We start from the raw sequence: 20684 nt of genomic DNA on the forward strand, positions 1-20684 counted from the left end.
AGCGTCATACGGGTGGGGTTCACTGGGAGGAGCGCGCCGACGGCGAGCGGAGCGGAGGGCACGGCATGGATCTGAACACCATCCAGCGCGTCCGCGTCGTCCGCGAGCGCTCCGAGCTGTCCGGCATGGGGCCGCGGACCGCGGTGATCGGCGGCGGCTCCTGGGTGTTCTCGCTCCCGCACGACCACCTCGACGAGCTGCTCGACCTGCAGGGCTTCGGCTGGGAGCCGTTCCGCGAGACGCCGGCGGGCCTCTCGATCGCCGCCACCTGCACCTTCACCGAGCTGTCGGCGCTGCCCGACAGCGGCCGGCCCGCGCATCCGCTCTTCTTCCAGTGCTGCACGGCGCTGCTCGGCTCGTTCAAGATCTGGAACGTCGCGACGGTCGGCGGCAACATCGCCAACGCGCTCCCGGCCGGCCCGATGATCAGCCTCGCCGCGGCGCTCGACGCCGAGGCGCTGGTCTGGCGGGCCGACGGCTCCGACGCGCTCGTGCCGATCGCCGAGCTGGTGACGGGCAACATGACGACGACGCTGGGCCACGGCGACGTGATCCGCTCGATCGAGTTCCCCCGCCGAGCGCTCGACGCGCGCACCGCGTACCGCAAGATCGCGCTGTCGCCGCTCGGCCGCTCCGGCGCCGTCGTGATCGGCCGCCTCGACGAGGACGGCGCTTTCGTGCTGGCCGTGACGGCCGCGACGATCCGGCCCGAGCTGCTGCGCTGGGACGCGCTCCCCGCTGCCGACGAGCTCGCCGCCGCGGTCGGCCGGATCGGCACCTGGTTCACCGACCCGCACGGGGCGGCGGATTGGCGCCGCGCCGTGGTCGGCGTGCTGGCGGAGGAGATCCGCGTCGAGCTCGGCCGAGGCCCCGGCGTCGACCAGGGAGGCACCGCATGAGGTTCACGGTCAACGGCGAGCCGGTCGACGCCGCGCCGCGCCCCGGTCAGGTGCTGCGGACGCTGCTGCGCGACCACGAGCACTTCGAGGTCAAGAAGGGCTGCGACGCGGGCGACTGCGGCGCCTGCTCGGTCCTCGTCGACGGCACGCCCTTCCACTCCTGCCTCTACCCGGCGCACCGCGTCGAGGGGCGCGAGGTGACCACGGCCGCCGGCCTCGGCACGCCGGAGGAGCCCGGCGCGGTGCAGCAGTCGTTCGTCGATCACGCCGCGTTCCAGTGCGGCTTCTGCACAGCGGGCATGGTCGTCACCGCGAGCGCCCTCGAGGGGGCGCGCGAGGAGGACCTGCCGCGGCTGATGAAGGGCAACCTCTGCCGCTGCACCGGCTACCGGCCGATCCGCGCGGCCGTCACCGAGCACGTCTGCGATCCGCCCACCGGGCTGACCCCCGTGCGCCGCACCGGGCGCGCCTCCGCCGACGAATCACGGGTGGGCCGCTCGCTCGGCGCCCCCGCCGGCCGCCGCGTCGTCTCCGGCCGGGAGCCGTACACGCTCGACGTCGCCGTGCCCGGGCTGCTGCACCTGAAGGTGCTGCAGAGCCCGCACGCGCACGCCCGCATCCTCTCGATGGACACCGCCGTCGCCGCCTCGATGCCCGGCGTCGTCGCCGTGCTGACTGCCGCGGACGTCCCCGACATCCTCTACTCGACGGCGCGGCACGAGTCGCGGCTCGACGACCCCGACGACACGCGGATGCTCGACACCGTCGTGCGCTTCCGCGGCCAGCGGGTCGCTGTCGTCGTCGCCGAGTCGGTGGGAGTGGCCGAGGCGGCCTGCCGGGCGATCGAGGTCGAGTACGAGCAGCTGCCGGCCGTCTTCGATCCGGAGGAGGCGCGCGCTCCCGGCGCCCCGCTCCTGCACGGCGACAAGGACCCGATCGCCTCCCGCATCGCCGACCCCGGCTCGAACGTGGTCGCCGAGCTGCACGGCGAGTACGGCGACGTCGAGGCCGGCCTCGCCGAGGCCGATGTCGTGGTCGACGGCCGCTGGACCACCTCGCGCGTGGCGCACACCGCGCTGGAGACCCACGGCACGATCGGCTGGCTCGAGGGCGACGAGCTGGTGCTGCGCACCTCCACCCAGGTGCCGTTCCTCGTCCGCGACGAGATCGCGCGGATCTTCGACCGCGACCCCGCGAGCGTGCGGGTGTTCACCGCGCGGGTCGGCGGCGGCTTCGGCGGCAAGCAGGAGATCCTCACCGAGGACGTCGTCGCGCTGGCCGTGCTCGCGACCGGCCGGCCGGTGCAGTACGAGTTCACCCGCTCCGACGAGTTCACGATGGCGCCCTGCCGGCACCCGATGCGGGTCGACGTCCGGCTCGGCGCGCGCCGCGACGGCACGCTCACCGCGCTGAGCGTCGACGTGCTCTCCGACACCGGCGCCTACGGCAATCACGGGCCGGGGGTGATGTTCCACGGCACCTCGGAGTCCGTCGCGCTCTACACGGCGCCGAACAAGCGCGTCGACGCGCAGGCCGTCTACACGAACAACCTGCCCTCGGGCGCCTTCCGCGGCTACGGACTCGGCCAGGTGATCTTCGGCATCGAGTCGGCGATGGACGAGCTGGCCCGCGAGCTGGGGATCGACCCGTTCGAGCTGCGGCGGATCAACGCGGTGAAGCCGGGCGAACCGCTCGTGGTCACGCACGTGGAGGGCGACGACATCGGCTTCGCCTCCTACGGACTCGACCAGTGCCTCGACCTCGCCGAGGCGGCGCTGGACCGCGGCACCGGGGACGTCGCCCCCGAGGGGCCGGGCTGGAGCACCGGACGCGGGATGGCGGTCGCGATGATCGCGACGATCCCGCCGCGCGGGCACTTCTCCGAGGCGACCGTCTCGGTCGACGCGGACGGCGTGCTCACCATCGGGGTCGGCACCGCCGAGTTCGGCAACGGGACGACGACCGTGCACACCCAGCTCGTGGCGAGCGCGTTCGGCGCCTCGGCGGACCGGGTGCGGATCCGCCAGTCGGACACCGCGGCGGCCCGCTACGACACCGGAGCGTTCGGCAGCGCCGGCACCGTGGTGGCGGGCAAGGCGGTGTACAGCGCGGCGCTGCGGCTGCTCGCCGAGCTGCGCTCGCTCGCCAAGCGGCTGACCGGGCACGACGGCAGCGAGTTCGAGCCGGACGACGAGGGGCTGCTCGCGGCGGACGGCACGCGGGTGGGCTTCGGCGACCTCGTCCTCGCGGCGGGCGGGCCGGTGACGGCGACGGGCAGCGAGGACGGCGCGCAGCGCTCGCTCGCGTTCAACGTGCAGGGCTTCCGGGTCGCGGTGCACGCGCCGACCGGCGAGGTGCGGATCCTGCAGTCGGTGCAGTCCGCGGACGCGGGCTTCGTGATCAACCCGGCGCAGTGCCGCGGGCAGGTCGAGGGCGGAGTCGCCCAGGCGATCGGCTCGGCGCTCTACGAGGAGGTGATCCTCGACGGCGAGGGCACGGTGACGACGGCGATCCTGCGGAACTACCACATCCCGCAGATGGCGGACGTGCCGCCGACCGAGGTGTACTTCGCCGACACCGCGGACGAGCTGGGGCCCTTCGGCGCGAAGTCGATGAGCGAGGCGCCGTACAACCCGGTGGCGCCCGCGCTCGCGAACGCGGTCCGCGACGCCGTCGGCGTCCGGCCGCACGCGCTGCCGGTCTCGCGCGACCGCGTCTGGCGGCTGCTGCACCCGGACGCGGCGCCCGTGCGGTCGGTCGACGCGGAGGCGCCCCCGGGCTGAGGCTGCGGATGCGGCGCCTACTTTGCTGGTCGAGTAGCCCTGCAGGGGCGTATCGAGACCCGCTGTCACCCGGACGTCCGGTCGTCGTGGATCTCGATACGCCCGCTTCGCGGGCTACTCGATCAGCAGAGGGCGCGCCTGGTGCAGCAGCCGCGCAGCGGCGTCTCGGGGCCCCGGCTCAGACCCGCGCCGCCAGCTCCGCGCTCGCGCGGGCGACCTCGCGGGCGATCGCGTCCTCGTCCGCGGTGACCAGCCGTCCCTCGGACACCGTCGGGCGCCCGTTCACCAGCAGCAGCGACAGCGGCGGCTGCGCGCCGAGGGCGAGCGCGGCGACCGGGTCGGCGATGCCGGCGTGCTCGATCCCGTCGATCCGCCAGAGCGCGAGGTCGGCGAGCTTGCCGACCTCGATCGAGCCGATCTCGTCCTGGCGGCCGAGCACACGGGCGCCGCCGATCGTCGCGATCGAGAGCGCCTGGCGAGCGCTCATCCGATCGGCGCCGGCGCGGAGCCTGTTCATCAGGACGGCGGCGCGGATCTCGGTGCCGAGCTGCCCGGACTCGTTCGAGGCCGCACCGTCGACACCCAGCCCGACCGGCGCCCCGGCCGCCAGCAGCTGCGGGATCGGGGCGATGCCGGCGGCGAGCCGCGCGTTCGAGGACGGGCAGTGCGCGACCCCGGTGCCCGTCGCCGCGAACTTCGCGATCGCATCGTCGTCGAGGTGCACGCCGTGCGCCATCCAGACGTCGTCGCCGAGCCAGCCGAGCGACTCGAGGTAGTCGGTCGGCGACAACCCGAACGTCTCGCGGGTGTAGGCGTCCTCCTCCACCGTCTCCGAGCCGTGCGTGTGCAGCCGCACGCCGAGCTGCCGGGCGAGCACCGCCGATTCCCGCAGCAGATCCGGCGTGACCGAGAACGGCGAGCACGGCGCGATCGCGACCCGCACCATCGAGTCCAATGACGCGTCGTGGTAGCGCTCGACCGCCTCGCCGCTCGCCTGCAGCGCCGCCGCGGTGGTCTCGACCGCGAAGTCCGGCGGCAGCCCGCCCTGCGACTCGCCGAGGTCCATCGAGCCGCGGGTCGCGTGCAGGCGCAGGCCCAGCGTCGAGGCCGCGTCGACGATGCCGCCGACGATGTCGCCGGAGCCGCGCGGGAAGACGTAGTGGTGGTCGCCGACGGTGCTGCAGCCCGAGCGCGCGAGCACGCCCATCGCGCCGAGCGCCGCGGATCGGGTGAGGTCCGCGTCGATCCGGGACCACGCCGGGTAGAGCGCGACCAGCCAGTCGAAGAGGATCGAGTCCTGCGCCCAGCCGCGGGTGAGCCACTGGTAGAGGTGGTGGTGGGTGTTGACGAGCCCGGGGGTCAGCAGGTGGCCGCGGCCGTCGACGCGGGTGAGGACGACGGGCTCGGCGGCGGGGAGGCCGGTCGGCGCCCGGCCGTCCAGGGCCCAGGCGGGCGGGGCACCCGCGCCGACCGCGACGATCCGGCGGTCGTCGACGACGACGTGGCCGCCGGAGTGCTCGGCTCCGGCGGCGTCGACGGTGGCGACGTGGGCTCCGGTGATGACGTGGCGCTGCATCCCCCGAGCATGCCAGCGCGGTGTTTCACGGTGGTTTCCGCTGCCCGGCGCCGCCCTCGTCCGGGCTCGGCCCGGGGCTCGTCCGCCGAGCTGCTGAGCGCCTCAGCGGGTGAAGAAGAAGGTCGCGAAGGGACGGCTCTGCCACGACCGCGTCGGAGTGCGCGCCGTCCAGGTGCCCGAGACGGTCACGACCCCCGCGTCGAGCTCGTGCGCCGTGATCCTGCGCTCCGCGGTGCTGAAGCTCGAGGACTCGGCGGGCTCGAGCTCCTCGTGGGTCGGCCCGATGTCGTGCAGGGCGACGTCGCCGGTGTTCGCGAAATGGTAGGTGAGCGTGATCGGCGAGCCCGGTTCGATCAGCCCGCTCGCGGCCCTGGTGAAGCGGGCCGTGACCGCGATGTGCAGTCCGGGGTGCTCGACGACGGCGCGCGGCGGGGTGGCCGGCGGAGGGGTGGCGGACGACGGCCGGGACGCCGTCGGTGTGCTCGGCGGGGACGGCTCCGCCTGCACCGCGGGGGCGGCGCCGGCCGCGAGCGCCGCGAGCAGCACGAGTCCGACGGCGGATCGGCGAAGCCGCGCTGCGCGGGAAGGGGACGAGGGGACGCTGGGGAAGGGGACGCTGCGGAAGGGGACGGTGGGGAAGGGCACGGTGACTCCTTGATCGTTGTCGAGGGAGGAGGACGGCGGAGTCCCGCCAGGATCACAGCCCACCGCCTCGGCTGTCGCTCTCCTGGCACGATCGCGAGCGAACGGCACGGATCGCGGCGGACGACGCGAGGGCGAGCTCCCGTGGTGGACACCGCCGCCGCGGGTCGCTACCCGGCCGTGGCGAGCGTGAGAGACGCCGACGAGCTCGCGTGCACCTCCGCGGCGGTCGAGCCGTCGACCGTGCCCGTCAGGGTCACGCTGCCCGCGCGGACGTCCTCCTCGGTGACCAGCCGAGACGGGCCGGCGATCGGCACCTCGTCCCCGGGCTCGAGCACGGCCGGCCCTCCGTCCGCGCTGCCGACCGTGACCGCGACGGCACCGGCGTTCCGGATCACGAAGGTGGACGTGATCGGGGTGCCGACGGGGACCGTCTCGCCCGGCTCGAGCACCGACCGGCCCCGTCCGAGGTCGTAGCCGCCGAGGAGCGTGACGGCGAGCTCGGGGCTCGCGGAGGCGTCGATCGCGGGCTGCGCGGAGGCCGTTGCACCGCCGCCGGGCACGCTCGGGGAGTCGGGGAGCAGGCCCTGCGGCCCCTCCGACTCGAGCGCGTCCAGATCGTCGTGCAGCCCGGGAACGACGAGCTCCGCCGCCGGGCGGAGGGCGACGGCCTGCTGCGAGAGGGCGTTCGATTCCCGCTCCTCGGCGTGCGCGAGCGGTGCCGCGCCGCCGGCGAGCGCAGCGGACAGGACCAGGGAGACGACGACCGCGCGGCCGGGCGAACTATCGCGGCGAGGGTCGGAAGCCGGGATGGACATGAGAACTCCTTCATCGGTGGATGGCTCGGAAGCGGCCACCAGCGATCGTTCCGGCGCCCTCGACGATCCGACGCGTCGGCGGCTCGACCTGACGACGCGGCACGATTCGTGCAGGCGAGGAGGAGCCGCAGCGCAGGATGCGCGCCCTCTCCGTCAGCGCGACGCGTGGATCGGCCCGGACCGCCCCGCGAGCGGCGCCCCCGTCGCTCCCGCGCGCACCGCGAGCACCTCGGCGAGGATCGACACCGCCGTCTCCTCCGGGGTCGACGCTCCGATGTCCAGGCCGATCGGCGAGTGCAGCCGGGCGAGCGACGCCTCCGCCACTCCGGCCTCGCGCAGCAGCCGCAGCCGCCGCTCGTGTGTGCGCCGGGAGCCCATCGCGCCGATGTAGGCGGCCGGCAGCGTCAGCGCCGTCTCGAGCAGCGGCACGTCGAACTTCTCGTCGTGGGTGAGCACGGCGATCACCGTGCGCTCGTCGACCTCGGTGGCCGCGAGGTAGTCGGACGGCCACTCGACCACGACCTCGTCGGCGCCCGGGAAGCGCTCCGCGGTCGCGAACACCGGGCGCGCGTCGCAGACGGTGACCCGGTAGCCGAGCAGGGCCCCGGCGGCGCAGAGGGCCGCGGAGAAGTCGACGGCGCCGAAGATCAGCAGGCGCGGCTTCTCGGCGCTCACGACGTAGGTCACCTCGAGCTCGACGCCCTGGCAGGCGATCTCCACGGTCGCCGAGCGGCCGGAGGCCAGGCGCGCCGCCCGCTCGGCGAGGATGCGGCGGACCGTGTCCTCGTCCAGCGACGACCCCACCACGTCCTGCGCCCGGGTCGCGCCGGTCAGCACCAGGCCGACGAGCTCGTCCGGACCGCCGACGATCAGCGCGAGCCCCGCCGGCCGCCCGGCCCGTGCCGCGCGCAGCTCGGCGAGCACCGCGCCCGAGGACGCGTCGACCGCGTGGCCGAGGACCCGCAGCTGCCCGCCGCAGGACAGCCCCGCCGCGAACGCCGCCTCGTCGTCGAAGCCGAAGTGCTCCGAGGCGGAGCCGCCCGTGCCGAGCACCTCCTGCGCGAGCGCGTAGGCCTGCCCCTCGACGCAGCCGCCCGAGATCGAGCCGATCGCGCTGCCCGCGGCGTCGACGGCCATCGAGGAGCCGAGAGCGCGCGGAGCCGAGCCGAGGACGTGCGTGACCGTGACGACGGCGACGCGCTCGCCCGCCTCGACGCGCGCGAGGATCGGTACGGCGAGTTCGAGCACGGCGGCCTCCGACGTCGGTGGGCGGGAGGCGCCGGTGCCGGGGGCGTGGGGCGGCCGGCGGGCGCTCACACGCGGGAAACATGCCGAGTATATGGTCGAACCCATGCCCGACGACTCCCCCTCGCTCGACCTCGTGATCCGCTCCTCCGCCGTCCTCACCGAGAACGGGACGCACCCCGCCAGCGTCGCCGTCTCCGGCGGGCTGATCGTCGCCGTCGGCGACGTCGACGCCCCGTGGAAGACGCTCGAGGAGGTCGTCCTCCCCGCCGGCCAGGTGCTGCTGCCCGGCATCGTCGACACCCATGTGCACGTCAACGAGCCCGGGCGCACGGAGTGGGAGGGCTTCGCCTCCGCCACCCGCGCGGCCGCCGCCGGCGGGGTCACCACGATCATCGACATGCCGCTCAACTCGATCCCGCCGACGACGACCGTGGCCGGGCTCGAGGCGAAGAAGGCGGCGGCCGGTCCGCAGGCCCTCGTCGACGTCGGCTTCTGGGGCGGGGCGATCCCGGAGAACCTGGGCACCCTCCGCGAGCTGCACGACGCCGGCGTGTTCGGCTTCAAGTGCTTCCTCTCGCCGAGCGGCGTCGACGAGTTCCCGCACCTCAGCACCGAGCAGCTCTTCGCCGCGATGGCCGAGATCGCCGCGTTCGACGGCCTGCTGATCGTGCACGCGGAGGACCCGGCCGAGCTCGAGGCGAGCGCGAACAGCGGCGGCACCTCCTACGACGCCTTCGTCGACTCGCGGCCGCCGGCCTCGGAGCGCTCGGCCATCGCGACCGTGATCCAGGCCGTCCGCGAGACCGGCGGTCGCGCGCACATCCTTCACCTCTCCTCCGCCGAGGCGCTGCCGCTGCTGCGCGAGGCCAAGGCCGAGGGGCTGCGGATCACCGCGGAGACCTGCCCGCACTACCTCACCTTCGACGCGGAGACGATCCCCGACGGCGGCACGCAGTTCAAGTGCTGCCCGCCGATCCGGGACGAGCAGAACCGCGAGCTGCTCTGGAAGGGCCTGCTCGACGGCACGATCGACCTGATCGCCTCGGACCACTCCCCCGCGACCGCCGCGCTCAAGTTCGCGCACGACGGCGACTTCGGCCTCGCCTGGGGCGGCATCTCCGGGCTCCAGCTGAGCTTACGCGCGGTCTGGACGGGGGCCCGCGAGCGCGGGATCCCGCTGGAGCAGGTCGTCGCCTGGATGTCGACGGCGACCGCCGCGTTCGCCGGGCTGGGGCAGAAGGGCCTGCTGCGCGCGGGCGCGGACGCCGACCTGGTCGCGTTCGATCCGGAGGCCGCGTCGCCGGTCGACGTGGACGCGCTGGCGCACAAGAACAAGGTCTCCGCGTACGACGGCCGCGTGCTCCGGGGTGCCGTCGCGGCGACCTGGGTCGGCGGAGTGCGGGTCACGGGCGGGACCGGGGCTCCGGTCGGCCGCCTGCTCGAGCGGCCCTGACCGCTCGCGGGCGGCCGTTCCGGAGCGACGGGGCCGGGTCCGCGTGTTCCGGTCACGTTTCGGCCGTGTGAACTCCCGCGATTCCGGCCGCGGTTCCGGGCGGATCGCACAAGACTCGGGACCCGCGGGCACCGGACGCTGAGCGCTCCGCCGGTGCGAGGGGATCGCCGCGCGCGGCATCCTGGCAGACGGGCACCGCCCGGCCGCGCGACCGCGGACCCCCGCGGAGCCCCACGAACCACCGAAGCCGAACAGGAGCGGACATGTCGATCATCCTCGGAGACCACCAGTACGGGAAGGCCGAGAACCGCGTCGTGCGGATCTACCGCGACAGCCCGCGGCACGAGATCCACGACGTCAACGTCTCGACCGCCCTGCGCGGCGACTTCGAGGCCGCGCACCTGACCGGCGACCAGTCCGCGGTGCTGCCCACGGACACCCAGAAGCAGACGGCGTACTCGTTCGCGAAGGAGAAGGGGCTGCGCTCGATCGAGGCGTACGGCCTCGAGCTGGCCCGGCACTTCGTCGACGGCTACGCCCCCGTGCACGGCGCGCGCATCGAGATCGAGGAGTTCGCCTGGGAGCGGGTGCTCGCCGACGGCGAGGAGCACGACCACACCTGGGTCCGGAAGGGCCAGGAGGTGCGCACCGCCTCCGTCACCGTCGAGGGCACCGGCGACGCGCAGCAGGTCTGGATCACCGGCGGCTTCAAGGATCTGACGGTCCTCAAGTCCACCGGCTCCGAGTTCCACGGCTTCCTCACCGACCCCTACACCGTGCTCCAGCCCACCGAGGACCGGGTGATGGCGACCTCGCTGGTGGCGAAGTGGCGCTTCGCTCTGACCGAGGACGAGATCGCGGCCGCGGACTGGGAGGCCGTCTACTCCGGCGTGAAGGCGCTGATGATCAGCCGCTTCGCGACCGTGCACTCGCTCGCCCTGCAGCAGACCCTCTTCGAGATGGGCAAGGCGGTGCTGGAGGAGTACCCGCAGATCGTCGAGATGCGGCTCTCCGCGCCGAACAAGCACCACTTCCTCTACGACCTCTCGCCGTTCGGCGTCGAGAACGACAACGAGGTCTACCACGCGGCCGACCGCCCCTACGGGCTGATCCAGGCGACCGTCACCCGCGACGACGCGCCGGACGCAGGGCCGGCCTGGCGCGCTTACTCGGGACTGGTGTGAGCACAGGCCCGCGGGGCGTGCACCGCGGCCACGTCCTGCACGTGGCCGGCCGGCCCGTCGTCGAGACGGCGGCGGAGGCGCTCGTCTCGATCCCGGACGGCGCGCTCGTCGTCGGCGACGCCGGGACGATCCTCTGGGTCGGGCCGCACGCCGCCCTCCCGCGCGACTACGCGGACTGGCCGGTGACCGGCGACGCGTCCTGCTTCCTCCTGCCCGGATTCGTCGACACCCACCTGCACTACCCGCAGACCTTCTCGACCGACGCGTTCGGCGGCGGGCAGCTGCTGGAGTGGCTCGACACGGCGATCTTCCCGGCGGAGTCGCGCCTCGCGGACGAGGAGTTCGCCGCCCTGATCGCGCGCGCCTTCACCCGGCGCCGGGTGAGCGCCGGCACCACCGCGGCGATGGTCTTCGGCTCGGCGTTCCCGCACGCCCAGGACGCGCTGTTCGAGCGCAGTCGCGAGGCGGGACTGCGGACGGTGTCGGGTCGCGGACTGCAGACCGTCGGGCCGCCCTCGGCCGCCGCGCTGCTGACCGGCGAGGACGAGGCGATCCGGCTGGCCGCCGAGGAGATCGAGCGCTGGCACGCGGTCGACACGGGAGACCCGGCGACGGCGCTGCTGCAGGTCGCGCTCGTCCCGCGCTTCTCGCTCTCGGTGACGCCGACCACGCTCGCGGCCCTCGGCGAGCTCTACGAGGGGGTCCGCGACCGCGGCGTCTACGTGCACAGCCACCTCAACGAGAACGACCGGCCCGGCGACGGCGAGATCGCGGCGGTCCTGGCCGGCTTCGGCACCCGCAGCTACCTCGACACCTACGACGGGCTCTTCCTGCCCGGCTCGGCCCGCGGGGGCTCCTCGCTGCTGGGCCGGCGGACGATCCTCGCGCACGCCGTGCACTGCCAGGACGCGGAGCTGCACCGGATGGCCGAGACCGGCACCTCGATCGCGCACTGCCCCACCTCGCAGCAGTTCCTCGGCTCGGGCACCATGCCGTGGCGCCGCACCGCGGCCGCGGGGGTGACCATCGCGCTCGGCAGCGACATCGGCGCCGGTGACGAGTGGCTGCTCGCGCGGGTCGCGAACGACGCGTTCAAGGTGCACCTGTCGGAGGCGGGCGACGCGTCGATCGCGCTGCACCCGGCCCAGCTGCTCTTCACCGCGACGCTCGCGGGCGCTCGGGCGCTCGACATGGAGGACCGCTTCGGCAACCTCGACGTCGGCAAGGACGCGGACTTCCTCCGCATCGAGCCCGATCGCTGGGAGCCGCTCGCGGAGGTGCTCGCGCGCGGCATCCGCGCCGACGACGCGGAGGAGGCGACGGCGCAGCTGCTCTTCGCGCTGCTGCTCGGGCTGCGCGAGCCCCCGATCGCGGCGGTGCACGTGCGGGGCCGCCGGGTGCTCGCCCCCGAGTAGGAGCGGTCGGGCGGCGGCCGCCCCCTGCTGGTCGAGCAGCCGCCTCCGGCGGCGTGTCCGCTGGTCGAGCAGCCGCCTCCGGCGGCGTCTTTGCTGGTCGAGCAGCCGCCTCCGGCGGCGTATCGAGACCCACCTCGTCCGGTCTTCCGGAAGCGAGCCTCCTCCCCAGCCCGTCATCCGACCGCGCTGTCACCCAACTGCCCAGGACGCCGCTCCGGTGTCGGTGGCCCCTGCTTGAATACCCGTATGAAAGAAGATGAGGATGCGGCAGCACTCGCGGAGGTGCGCGACTGCTTCGACGACTCCGCCGCCGACGAGCGCTCCACCTCCCCCACGCGCCTCCGGGCCGCGGAACGCCTGCACCGCGGCTACCGGCTCGCGCTGACCATCCCCGAGGCTTTCGCCCGCGGCGCATCCCGCAGCGAGACCCGCGACCTCGTCGAGCGCTCCGTCCGCGCCGAGCTCGCGGTGGCGTACAGCCAGTCGGAGCGGGAGGTGTCCCGCCGCCTCGAGATCGCGCAGATGCTGATGGAGCACCTCCCCCTCACCCGCGTGCTGCTTCGCGACGCGAAGATCCTGTGGGAGGTCGGCGAGGCGATCTGCCGGACCGCGAGCAGCCTCCCCGAAGAGTCCCGCACGGCACTCGACGAGCGCGCGGCCGACGAGGCGTTGACGATGACCACTGCGCAGTTGCGGCGCGCCCTGAGCCGCTGGCGCGAGGAGCTGCACGAGCAGCCGCTCGCCGAGCGGCACGCTCGCGCCCGCGAAGACCGCGCCGTCTGGGTCACGCCCGAAGTCGATGGAATGGCGACCCTCTGCCTGCACGCTCCCGCACCGGCAGTGACCGGCGCCTACGACCGGCTGCGCCGCATCGCCCGCACCCTCCGCGACGAGGGCGACCTACGCACGCTCCAGCAGCTCAGCGCCGATGCCGCGGTCGATCTCCTCTGCGACGGCGACATCACCGGCACGACTCCGGACCCCGAGCACCGCGAGGACCCGACCTTCGTCCCCGGCCTCCGCGCCGAGGTGCGGCTGACGCTCGCGCGTCCACCGCCGTCGGCCTGGACGACGCCACGGCCGATCTCGACGGCTACGGACCCGTGCCCGCGGAGATCGCCCGCGAGCTCATCCGCACCGGCGCTTCCTTCACCCGGGTTCTCACCGACCCGGACACCGGGGCGGTCGTCTCCGTCGGAAGGACCTGGCGCGTGCCCCCGCCGCAGATGCGCCTCCATCTCCAGCTGCGGGACCAGACCTGCCGGTTCCCCGGCTGCACCCGCAGCGCATCGACCAGCGAGGCCGATCACACGGGCGAATGGCGCAACGGCGGCGAGACCTCACTCGAGAACCTGGTGTCGCTGTGCACCTCGCATCACCACGTGCGGCACGGGGACCAATGGAGCTACGAGAAGGACGGCGACGGGGCGACCGTCTGGACGACTCCCACCGGTCGCCGGATCAGCAGCCGACCACCGCCACTGCCCGGGCGACCGCCGGACTCGCCACCGGGACCGCGGTTCGTCGACGTGCCGGCACCGTTCTGACCGGCGTGGATCCGACGCGGATCCTCGCGTCAGCGCAGCCGCAGCGCCAGGAACAGGTCGGCGCGGTCCGAGGTGTTGGAGAGGTCGCGCTGCGTCAGCTCCTCCACCCGCGCGATGCGGTAGCGGACCGTGTTGAGGTGCAGGTGGGTCTGCTCGGCCGCGCGCACCCACGAGCCGCCGCAGTCGAGGAACGCCGAGAGCGTGGCCACGAGCTGCGAGTTGTAGCGGGCGTCGTGCTCCAGCAGCCGGCCGAGCACGAGCTCGACGAACACCGCGCGGAGGTGGTCGGGGACGGCGGTCAGCAGCTGCACCGCCGACGTCACTGCGCCGGCCGTGCCGATCCGCACGGGCGAGGCGTCGCCCGGCGTCGAGGGCAGCCGCAGCGCGTAGCGGGCCGAGCGCAGCGCCCCGCCGAGGGCCGCGAGCGGGCTCGGCGCGCTGACACCCACCCGCAGCACCGAGCCGTCGAGCGCGGCACCCGTGCGATGCAGCGCGGCGGTGACGACGGCGAGCGCGTCCTCCTCCTCCACCGGCACGAGCGCGACCGAGCCGCCGTCGGCGTCGTGCCCCACCACGGCGCGGCCGAGGTGCGAGACGGCGTCCGTGAGCAGCGGGCCCGCGAGGGCCGCGTCGTCACCGGAGCCGTCGCCGGAGCCGTCGCCGTCGTCGATCTCCGCCGCCAGCACCGCGAACCGCGCGGCGCCGCCCAGCCCCAGCTGGCGCAGGTAGACGGCGGTCTCCGGCTGCTCGCTGTCCTCCTCGATCAGCTCGATCAGCCGGTCCGCGAGGGCCGCGTCGGCGAGCAGCGCCGCCTCGCGCTGCAGCCGGTAGAGCCCGACCACACCGGTCAGCTCGGTGATCGCGTCGAGCAGCGAGGGGTGCCACTCGTTCCAGTCGCCGGCGACGACGACGAACCACGAGGCGGCCCGGTGCTCCTCCGCCCCGGCGACGGCCAGGATCGAGAGCACACCGCCGTGCGCATCCGGCACGGTCACCGGCGTGCGGCGCGCGGTGAGCGCGGCGTGCACGACGCGGTCGACCTCGTCGGCGCCGAGCGGCTCCGCGACGGCGGCGGCCGAGCGGCCGGTCGCGGTCAGCACGTGCACGGGCCGCCCGAGCTCGGTCGAGGTGCGCGCGATCAGCTCGTCGAGCAGCTGCCCGCGGTACACCTCGGTGAGCAGCTGCCGCTGCCGCGCGAGTCCGGCGGTCAGCCGGGCGACCCGGTCGCCGGCGAGCGCGTTGGAGAGGTGCGCGGTGATCGAGGCGAACGAGACGTCGGCGGGCACCGCGAACAGCGCCACCCCGTGCCGTCGGCAGGCGGCGACGAGGTCGTCGGGCACGAAGCCGTAGAGTCCCTCCCCCGCGAGCAGCGCGACGGCACCGGAGGAGGCGACCGCCTCCACGAAGGTCTCGCTGTCCTCCGCCGTGCGCCGCCACATCATCCCGGTCAGCACGAGCTGGTCGCGCGCGAGGTAGCGGCGGGGATCGAGCAGGTCGGTGGTGAACGTCCAGTTCACCTCGCGGGCGAGCGCCTCCTCCGTCGTGTGCAGCGCGCGGATGCGCAGTGGTGCGTCGAGGAGCTCCCGGAGCTGCACGCTCAGCTCCCGCGGTAGGTCGAGTAGGCGAACGGGCTGAGCAGCAGCGGGATGTGGAAGTGCGCCGCCGTGTCCTCGAGGCGGAACGCGACGACGACCTCGGGGTAGAACGACGCGGTGCCCGAGCGCTCGAAGTACTCAGCGGTGTCGAAGACGACGCGGTAGATCCCCGCGGGCAGCGCGGCCGGGCCGAACTCCGCGACGCGGCCGTCGTCGTCGGTCCGCGCCGTCGCGATCGGCTCCCACCCGGAGGCGCCGCGCCCCTCGAGCGCGACCGGCACGTCGCGCGCCGGCCGCCCGAGCACGGCGTCGAGCACGTGCGTGGTGACGTGGCTGCGGTGCGCGCTCATCGGGCCGCCTCCGCCACGGCGCCGGTCTCGGGCCCGAGCGCGCGCACCCGCAGCACCGCGATCTCGCGCAGCTGGTCGGCGACGATCGCGCGCTCGCTGTCGTCGTCGAGGGCGAGGCGGCGCTCCAGCTCGGCGACGATCGCGGCGCGGTCGCGGCCGGCGGCGCGGATCAGGAAGACCCGGCCGAAGCGCTCCTCGTAGGCGCGGTTCCCGGCCAGCAGCCGCTCGGCCAGCGCCTCGTCGGGCGAGAGGCTGGCCGCCTGCTCGGCGGCGGAGAAGGCGGAGGATCGGCCGGCACCCGCGTGCCGCTCGCCGATCCGCGGGTGGTCGGCGAGCGCCGCCTCCACCTCGTCGGAGCTCAGCGAGCGCGCGTGCTCGTCGGCCGCTGCCGCGAGGGCGTCGACCGTCGGGTAGGGCGCGCCGGCGGCGACGGCGTCGACCCAGCGCGGCGAGGCGAGGCAGGCGAGGAGCGCCTCGCGGAGGGTGGTGGAGTCGGTCATGGGGTCTCCTCGTCGGCGCGGTGGTGCGCCACGATGAACGGATGGACGTGGTGGGGCATGGCGCGGTGGAGCAGGGCGCGGTGGAGCACGGCGCGACCGGACCGGATCCCGCGCGGCCGGAGGTGGCCGGCCTCGTGCTGGCCGCGGGGGCCGGCCGCCGGGCGGGCGGACCGAAGGCCCTGCGGCGCGACGCCGAGGGCGTGAGCTGGCTGCAGCGCGCGGTGGCCCGGCTGGAGGACGCGGGCTGCGCACGGATCCTCGTGGTGCTCGGCGCCGGAGCAGCCGAGGCGCGCCCCCTGCTGCCGGTCGGGACGGACGCGGTCGTCGCGGACGACTGGGCCGATGGAGTCTCGGCGTCGTTGCGCGCGGGACTGCGGGCGGCCCAGGGCGACGCGGCCCTGGTGACGCTCGTCGACCTGCCCGACGAGCCCGCGGCGGTCGGCGCTCGCCTCCTCCGCGAGACTCCGGCGGGACCGGCGGCGCTCGCGCGAGCGACCTACGGCGGTCGGCCCGGTCATCCGGTGCTCCTGGGCGCCGCGCACTGGGCACCTCTGGCCGCGACGCTCACCGGCGACTCGGGCGCTCGCGACTACCTGGCGGCGCACGGCGCGCTCGGGATCGAGTGCGGCGATCTCTTCTCGGGGGCGGACCGCGACGGACCCGGCTGAGGCGGTCATCCGAGACCGCTCTCGTCGAGGGCGTCGCGCAGCGCGCGCCAGGCCAGCGTGGCGCAGACCGAGCGGACCGGGTTGGCGGCGACCAGCAGCAGTGCCGACTCGTCGCCGAGCGGCTCGGTGTCCGCCGCGGGCCGTCCACGACCCGCCGGACCGTGCTCCGCCATCGCCGCGAGGAACACGGTCAGCCGCCGCCGCACCGCCGCAGCGTCCTGGCCGTCGAGCTCGTCCGCCAGCAGCGACGCGGACCCCTGCGAGACCTCGCAGCCCCGCCCGCTCCAGCCGATCGCGACGGCGTCCGCGTCCCCCGCGACGCGGACCTCGATCCGGTCGCCGCAGGTCGGCGTGAGCAGCGCCGCGCGGCCGAGCACCGGCTCCGCCGACGCCTCCGCCCGCCCGACCGGGTGCCGGGCGTGGGCGCGGATGAGCTCGGCGTCCTCGGCGCTCACGGACGGTCCTCCAGTTCGGCGAGCTCCGCATAGAGGGTGCTGATCCCCGCGATGCGCTCGCGCGACTCGCGCGGCACGGCGCCGAGCACGCCCGAGGCCAGCACCGCGGCGGCGCTCATCGCCGCGGCGTAGCTGTCGAAGGCGGCCTCGCTGTCCACCGGGCACTCCAGCCAGACGGCGCAGCGGTCGGCGAAGCGCCGCGCCTGCGGATCGGCGAGCAGCACCACGGGCACCCCGCGGGCCGCGAGCACGTCGACCACCGCGGTGAAGGCAGCGGGCCGGCGGCGGAAGCCCACGAGCACCACCGCGTCCTCGGAGCCGAGCCCGGCGATCTCCTCGCCGAGCGACTGCCCGGGCTGCGGCGCCACGCGCACGCGCGCCCGCGCCTGCGCGAGCTGCTGGCGCAGGTGCAGGGCGACGGGGTAGCTGTTGCGCAGGCCGATCACGACGACCTCCCGCGCTGCCGAGAGCAGGCGCACCGACTCCTCCAGCCGGCCGTCGGCGAAGGTCGCGGCGAGGCGGCGCAGGTTTGCGTGCTCGCTCTCGAGGTGCGCGGCGAGCGCATCGGCGGGGGCGCCGATCGACGCCGGCCCGACGGGCACGCCCTCGCGGCGGAGCGCCCGGGCGTGCTCGCGCACCTCCTGCGAGTTCGAGAAGCCGAGGCGGCGGAAGAGCCGCGACACGGTCGCCTTCGACACCCCGCTGTGCTGGGCGAGCTCGGTGGCGGAGTAGATCGCGAGGTCGCCGAGGTGGTCCAGGATGAAATCGGCCGCGCGCTGCTCCTGGCGCGACAGCGAGGCGTAGCCGGCGTCGATCCGGTGCCCGATGCTCGGCGCCTCGGCGCCGGTGCTGCGCCCCACGACCGCCGCCTCGGCGCCGGTCACATCCGGCCCGCCTTGGCCTCGGCGAACGCGTGCACCGCGGCCTCGAAGGCGTCGAGCGCCACCGCGACGTCGGCCTCGGTCACGCTCTCCTCCGGGTGGTGGCTGACACCGCCCTCGCAGCGGATGAAGAGCATCGCGTACTCGGTGAGGTCGGCGACGGCCATCGCGTCGTGCCCGGCCTTGGAGAACAGCACCATCGGCTGCTCGTCCCCGGTCGCGCGGATGCCCGTGCGGACGACGTCCTGCAGCCAGTCGGCGGCGACGACGGCGGGAGCGGAGTGGGTCTCCTCGACGGTCAGCGCGAGCCGGCGGCGGCGCGCCGACTCCGACATCGCGTGCTCGATCTCGCTCCAGACGGTGTCGCGGACGTCGTCGAACTCGGCCCGCAGATCGAGGCTGAACTCGACGCGGCCGGGGATCACGTTGACCGCGCCGGGGAACGCCTCGAGGCGGCCGACGGTGGCGATCGCGCCGTGCTCCCGGGCGATGCGCTCGACGGCCAGGACCGCCTCGGCCGCGCCGGTCAGCGCGTCGCGACGGCGGTCGAACGGCACGCCGCCGGCGTGACCGGCCTTGCCGGTGAGGGTGAGGGCGAAGCGGCGGGCGCCCGCGATCGAGGAGACGACGCCGAGCGCGCGGTCGGCCTCCTCCAGGTACGGGCCCTGCTCGATGTGCGTCTCGAGGTAGGCGAGCACGTCGGCCGCGTCGCGCGCTGCGGTCGAGATGCGCGAGGGGTCGAGGCCGAACTCGTGGAACGCCTCGACGAGGGTGGTTCCGTCGGCGTCCGCCAGCTCCCACCAGTGCTCGTCCCAGGTGCCGGCGAGCGCGCGGGAGCCGAGCAGGGCCGTGCCGAAGCGGGTGCCCTCCTCGTCGCCGAACGCGACGACCTCGACCGCGAACGGCAGCCGGACCCCGGCCGCGTCCAGCCGCGCGACGACAGCGATGGCGAGCAGCACGCCCAGGATGCCGTCGTAGCGTCCCGCGTTCGGCACGGTGTCCAGGTGCGAGCCGAGCAGCAGCGCCGGCAGCCCGGGGGTCGCGCCCTCGTACCGGCCGCACTGGTTGCCCGCCGCGTCCTGCCACGTGCGCATGCCCGCGTCCTCCATCCAGCGCGCCGCCATCGCGTTGACGCGGGCGTGCTCGGGCGAGAGGTAGACCCGCTCGATCGCACCGCGCGTGCTCGAGACGGCCGCGAGCTCGTCGCAGCGCGCGAGGATCGCGGCGGCCTCGACGGCGCCGGTCGCGTCGGTGCCGGTCGCGTCGGTGCCGGTCATGCGGCACCTCCCGCCGCGGAGTCGTACACGCCGTACGCGCCAGCCACGCCGCCGCCCGGGGCGACGGTCGCGCCCGCGCGCCGCAGCACGGCCTCGAGCGCTGCGAGGGTGGTCAGCACCGTGTCCTGGCGGGCGTTGTAGCCCATCGTCCCGATCCGCCACACCTTGCCGTGCAGCGGGCCGAAGGAGGTGCCGATCTCGATGCCGAAGTCCTCCAGCATCGCGCCGCGGACGGCGTCGCCGTTCACGCCGTCCGGGATGTGCACCGCGACGACGTTGTTCATCTTGTGCGCCAGGTCGCCGAAGACGCGCAGGCCCAGCCCCTGCACGCCGGCGAGCATCGCCGCGCCGTGCAGCGCGTGGCGGGCGACGGCGGTGTCGAGACCCTCCTCGACGATCAGCCGGGCGCACTCGCGCGCGCCGTAGAGCATCGTCGTGGCCTCGGTGTGGTGGTTGAGCCGGCGCGGGCCCCAGTAGTCGAAGACCATGCCGAGGTCGAAGTAGTTGGAGCGCACGGGGTGCGCGCTGACCGCGTCGCCCTCGTCGCGGATCCCGGCCTCGATGCTCTTGCGGGCCTCGATCACGGCGACGGCGCGCTCGGAGAAGGTGACGGGAGCCGAGCCGGACGGCCCGCCGAGGCACTTCTGCAACCCGGCCGAGACGGCGTCGAGTCCGAGCTCGTCCGCGGCGAAGGCGTTGCCGGCGAGCGAGGCGGTGACGTCGGTGTAGAACAGCACACCGTGCTTCTCGCAGACGGCGCCGAGCTCCTCGAGCGGCTGCGCCATGGTCGTCGAGGTGTCGCCGTGCACGACGGCGAGCAGCTTCGGCCGCACCCGCTCGATCGCCTCGGTGATGACCGAGACCGGGAAGACCTGGCCCCACTCCGCCTCGATCACGTGCACCTCGGCACCGCAGCGCTCGGCGATCTCGCGGAGGAGGTGACCGAAGCGGCCGAACACGGGCACCAGCACGCGGTCGCCCGGCTCGAGCATCGACACGAGCGCGGCCTCGATGCCGGCGCGGCTGGTGCCGTCGACGAGCATCGTCTTCTCGTTCGCGGTGGCGAAGACGCGGCGGTACAGCTCCTGCGTCTCGGTCATCGTCGCGGTCATGAACGGGTCGTACTGGCCGACCAGCTGCGCCGACATCGCGCGGAGCACCCGCGGATCCGCGTTGATCGGGCCGGGGCCCATCAGCAGGCGCGGGGGCGGATCGATGGGGAGGAACGTCGAGATCGCGGGCGCGGTCGTCATGGGTGCCACTTTCTTCGCAGACGGACGTGCAGAGAAAAACCTGTTTCAGTAAGCGAGCCTACTGCAACAGACGTTTCGCCGGTGTTTCGGCGGCGCGACCCTGCTGGTCGAGTAGCCCGCGCAGCGGGCGTATCGAGACC

General features: G+C 74.6%; 19 protein-coding genes. 7 read left to right on the forward strand and 12 right to left on the reverse strand.

Going from position 1 to position 20684, the window contains the following annotated elements; genetic code table 11:
• Positions 1-65: 65 nt before the first annotated feature.
• Positions 66-899 carry an FAD binding domain-containing protein gene (locus GSU72_RS11535; protein ID WP_159985136.1) on the forward strand — a complete coding sequence of 278 codons (834 nt, stop codon included), beginning with the start codon at positions 66-68 and terminating at the stop codon, positions 897-899.
• Positions 896-3682, forward strand: coding sequence for a molybdopterin-dependent oxidoreductase (locus tag GSU72_RS11540; RefSeq protein ID WP_159985137.1), 2787 nt, complete (start codon positions 896-898; stop codon positions 3680-3682). Before GSU72_RS11535 ends, GSU72_RS11540 begins: the two co-directional genes overlap by 4 nt.
• Before the next feature lie 178 nt (positions 3683-3860).
• Here GSU72_RS11540 and GSU72_RS11545 read toward each other — a convergent pair whose 3' ends face one another.
• The 4 genes from GSU72_RS11545 to GSU72_RS11560 all read right to left on the reverse strand — a co-directional run bounded on the left by GSU72_RS11545 (position 3861) and on the right by GSU72_RS11560 (position 7966).
• Positions 3861-5258, reverse strand: coding sequence for an 8-oxoguanine deaminase (locus GSU72_RS11545; protein WP_159985138.1), 1398 nt, complete (start codon positions 5256-5258; stop codon positions 3861-3863).
• 102 nt (positions 5259-5360) lie between these two features.
• Positions 5361-5903 (reverse strand): hypothetical protein, encoded by a 543-nt coding sequence (locus GSU72_RS11550; protein WP_159985139.1) that lies wholly within the window; start codon positions 5901-5903, stop codon positions 5361-5363.
• Between the two features lie 167 nt (positions 5904-6070).
• Positions 6071-6718: a hypothetical protein gene (locus tag GSU72_RS11555; protein ID WP_159985140.1), complete on the reverse strand. Its 648-nt coding sequence runs from the start codon at positions 6716-6718 to the stop codon at positions 6071-6073.
• A 153-nt stretch (positions 6719-6871) separates the two neighbouring features.
• Positions 6872-7966, reverse strand: a complete 1095-nt coding sequence (locus GSU72_RS11560) for an XdhC/CoxI family protein (protein ID WP_208545052.1) — start codon at positions 7964-7966, stop codon at positions 6872-6874.
• 103 nt (positions 7967-8069) lie between these two features.
• On the opposite strand from GSU72_RS11560, the gene allB reads away from it, so the two are divergent.
• The 3 genes from allB (at position 8070) to GSU72_RS11575 (ending at position 12018) form a co-directional block, all read left to right on the forward strand.
• Entirely contained in the window at positions 8070-9419 is a 1350-nt protein-coding gene (allB, locus tag GSU72_RS11565; RefSeq protein WP_159985142.1) for an allantoinase AllB, read from the forward strand.
• Positions 9420-9682: 263 nt separating this feature from the next.
• Positions 9683-10603 carry a factor-independent urate hydroxylase gene (pucL, locus tag GSU72_RS11570; RefSeq protein ID WP_159985143.1) on the forward strand — a complete coding sequence of 307 codons (921 nt, stop codon included), beginning with the start codon at positions 9683-9685 and terminating at the stop codon, positions 10601-10603.
• Complete coding sequence (locus GSU72_RS11575; RefSeq protein ID WP_244255773.1) at positions 10600-12018, forward strand: amidohydrolase family protein; 1419 nt, start codon at positions 10600-10602, stop codon at positions 12016-12018. The genes pucL and GSU72_RS11575 overlap by 4 nt, the downstream gene beginning before the upstream one ends.
• Positions 12019-12207: 189 nt before the next feature.
• Here GSU72_RS11575 and GSU72_RS21595 read toward each other — a convergent pair whose 3' ends face one another.
• A complete protein-coding gene (locus GSU72_RS21595; RefSeq protein WP_244255774.1) occupies positions 12208-12843 on the reverse strand; it encodes a hypothetical protein in 636 nt (211 codons plus the stop codon).
• Between the two features lie 278 nt (positions 12844-13121).
• On the opposite strand from GSU72_RS21595, the gene GSU72_RS21600 reads away from it, so the two are divergent.
• Positions 13122-13565 (forward strand): HNH endonuclease signature motif containing protein, encoded by a 444-nt coding sequence (locus tag GSU72_RS21600; RefSeq protein ID WP_244255775.1) that lies wholly within the window; start codon positions 13122-13124, stop codon positions 13563-13565.
• Between the two features lie 29 nt (positions 13566-13594).
• Here GSU72_RS21600 and GSU72_RS11585 read toward each other — a convergent pair whose 3' ends face one another.
• From GSU72_RS11585 to uraD, 3 genes are read right to left on the reverse strand one after another with little or no spacing between them, the layout of a single operon-like run.
• Positions 13595-15160 carry a helix-turn-helix domain-containing protein gene (locus GSU72_RS11585; protein ID WP_159985145.1) on the reverse strand — a complete coding sequence of 522 codons (1566 nt, stop codon included), beginning with the start codon at positions 15158-15160 and terminating at the stop codon, positions 13595-13597.
• Between the two features lie 2 nt (positions 15161-15162).
• Positions 15163-15510 (reverse strand): hydroxyisourate hydrolase, encoded by a 348-nt coding sequence (gene uraH, locus GSU72_RS11590; protein WP_159985146.1) that lies wholly within the window; start codon positions 15508-15510, stop codon positions 15163-15165.
• Entirely contained in the window at positions 15507-16010 is a 504-nt protein-coding gene (uraD, locus tag GSU72_RS11595; RefSeq protein ID WP_159985147.1) for a 2-oxo-4-hydroxy-4-carboxy-5-ureidoimidazoline decarboxylase, read from the reverse strand. Before uraD ends, uraH begins: the two co-directional genes overlap by 4 nt.
• Positions 16011-16057: 47 nt before the next feature.
• Here uraD and GSU72_RS11600 point away from each other — a divergent pair, with 47 nt between their 5' ends.
• Entirely contained in the window at positions 16058-16678 is a 621-nt protein-coding gene (locus tag GSU72_RS11600; protein WP_244255776.1) for an NTP transferase domain-containing protein, read from the forward strand.
• A 5-nt stretch (positions 16679-16683) separates the two neighbouring features.
• Here the strand turns inward: GSU72_RS11600 and GSU72_RS11605 are convergent, their stop codons facing one another.
• From GSU72_RS11605 to GSU72_RS11620, 4 genes are read right to left on the reverse strand one after another with little or no spacing between them, the layout of a single operon-like run.
• Positions 16684-17133 carry an iron-sulfur cluster assembly scaffold protein gene (locus tag GSU72_RS11605; protein ID WP_159985149.1) on the reverse strand — a complete coding sequence of 150 codons (450 nt, stop codon included), beginning with the start codon at positions 17131-17133 and terminating at the stop codon, positions 16684-16686.
• On the reverse strand, positions 17130-17993 hold the full coding sequence (locus GSU72_RS11610; RefSeq protein ID WP_159985150.1) for a MurR/RpiR family transcriptional regulator: 864 nt from the start codon (positions 17991-17993) through the stop codon (positions 17130-17132). The genes GSU72_RS11605 and GSU72_RS11610 overlap by 4 nt, the downstream gene beginning before the upstream one ends.
• A gap of 20 nt (positions 17994-18013) precedes the next feature.
• Complete coding sequence (locus GSU72_RS11615; protein ID WP_159985151.1) at positions 18014-19291, reverse strand: allantoate amidohydrolase; 1278 nt, start codon at positions 19289-19291, stop codon at positions 18014-18016.
• The gene (locus GSU72_RS11620) at positions 19288-20544 is read right to left on the reverse strand and encodes an alanine--glyoxylate aminotransferase family protein (protein WP_244255777.1); all 1257 of its coding nucleotides are present in this window, start codon (positions 20542-20544) and stop codon (positions 19288-19290) included. The genes GSU72_RS11615 and GSU72_RS11620 overlap by 4 nt, the downstream gene beginning before the upstream one ends.
• Positions 20545-20684 lie beyond the last annotated feature (140 nt).

This window comes from Rathayibacter sp. VKM Ac-2760 (assembly GCF_009834185.1).
Taxonomy (GTDB): domain Bacteria; phylum Actinomycetota; class Actinomycetes; order Actinomycetales; family Microbacteriaceae; genus Rathayibacter.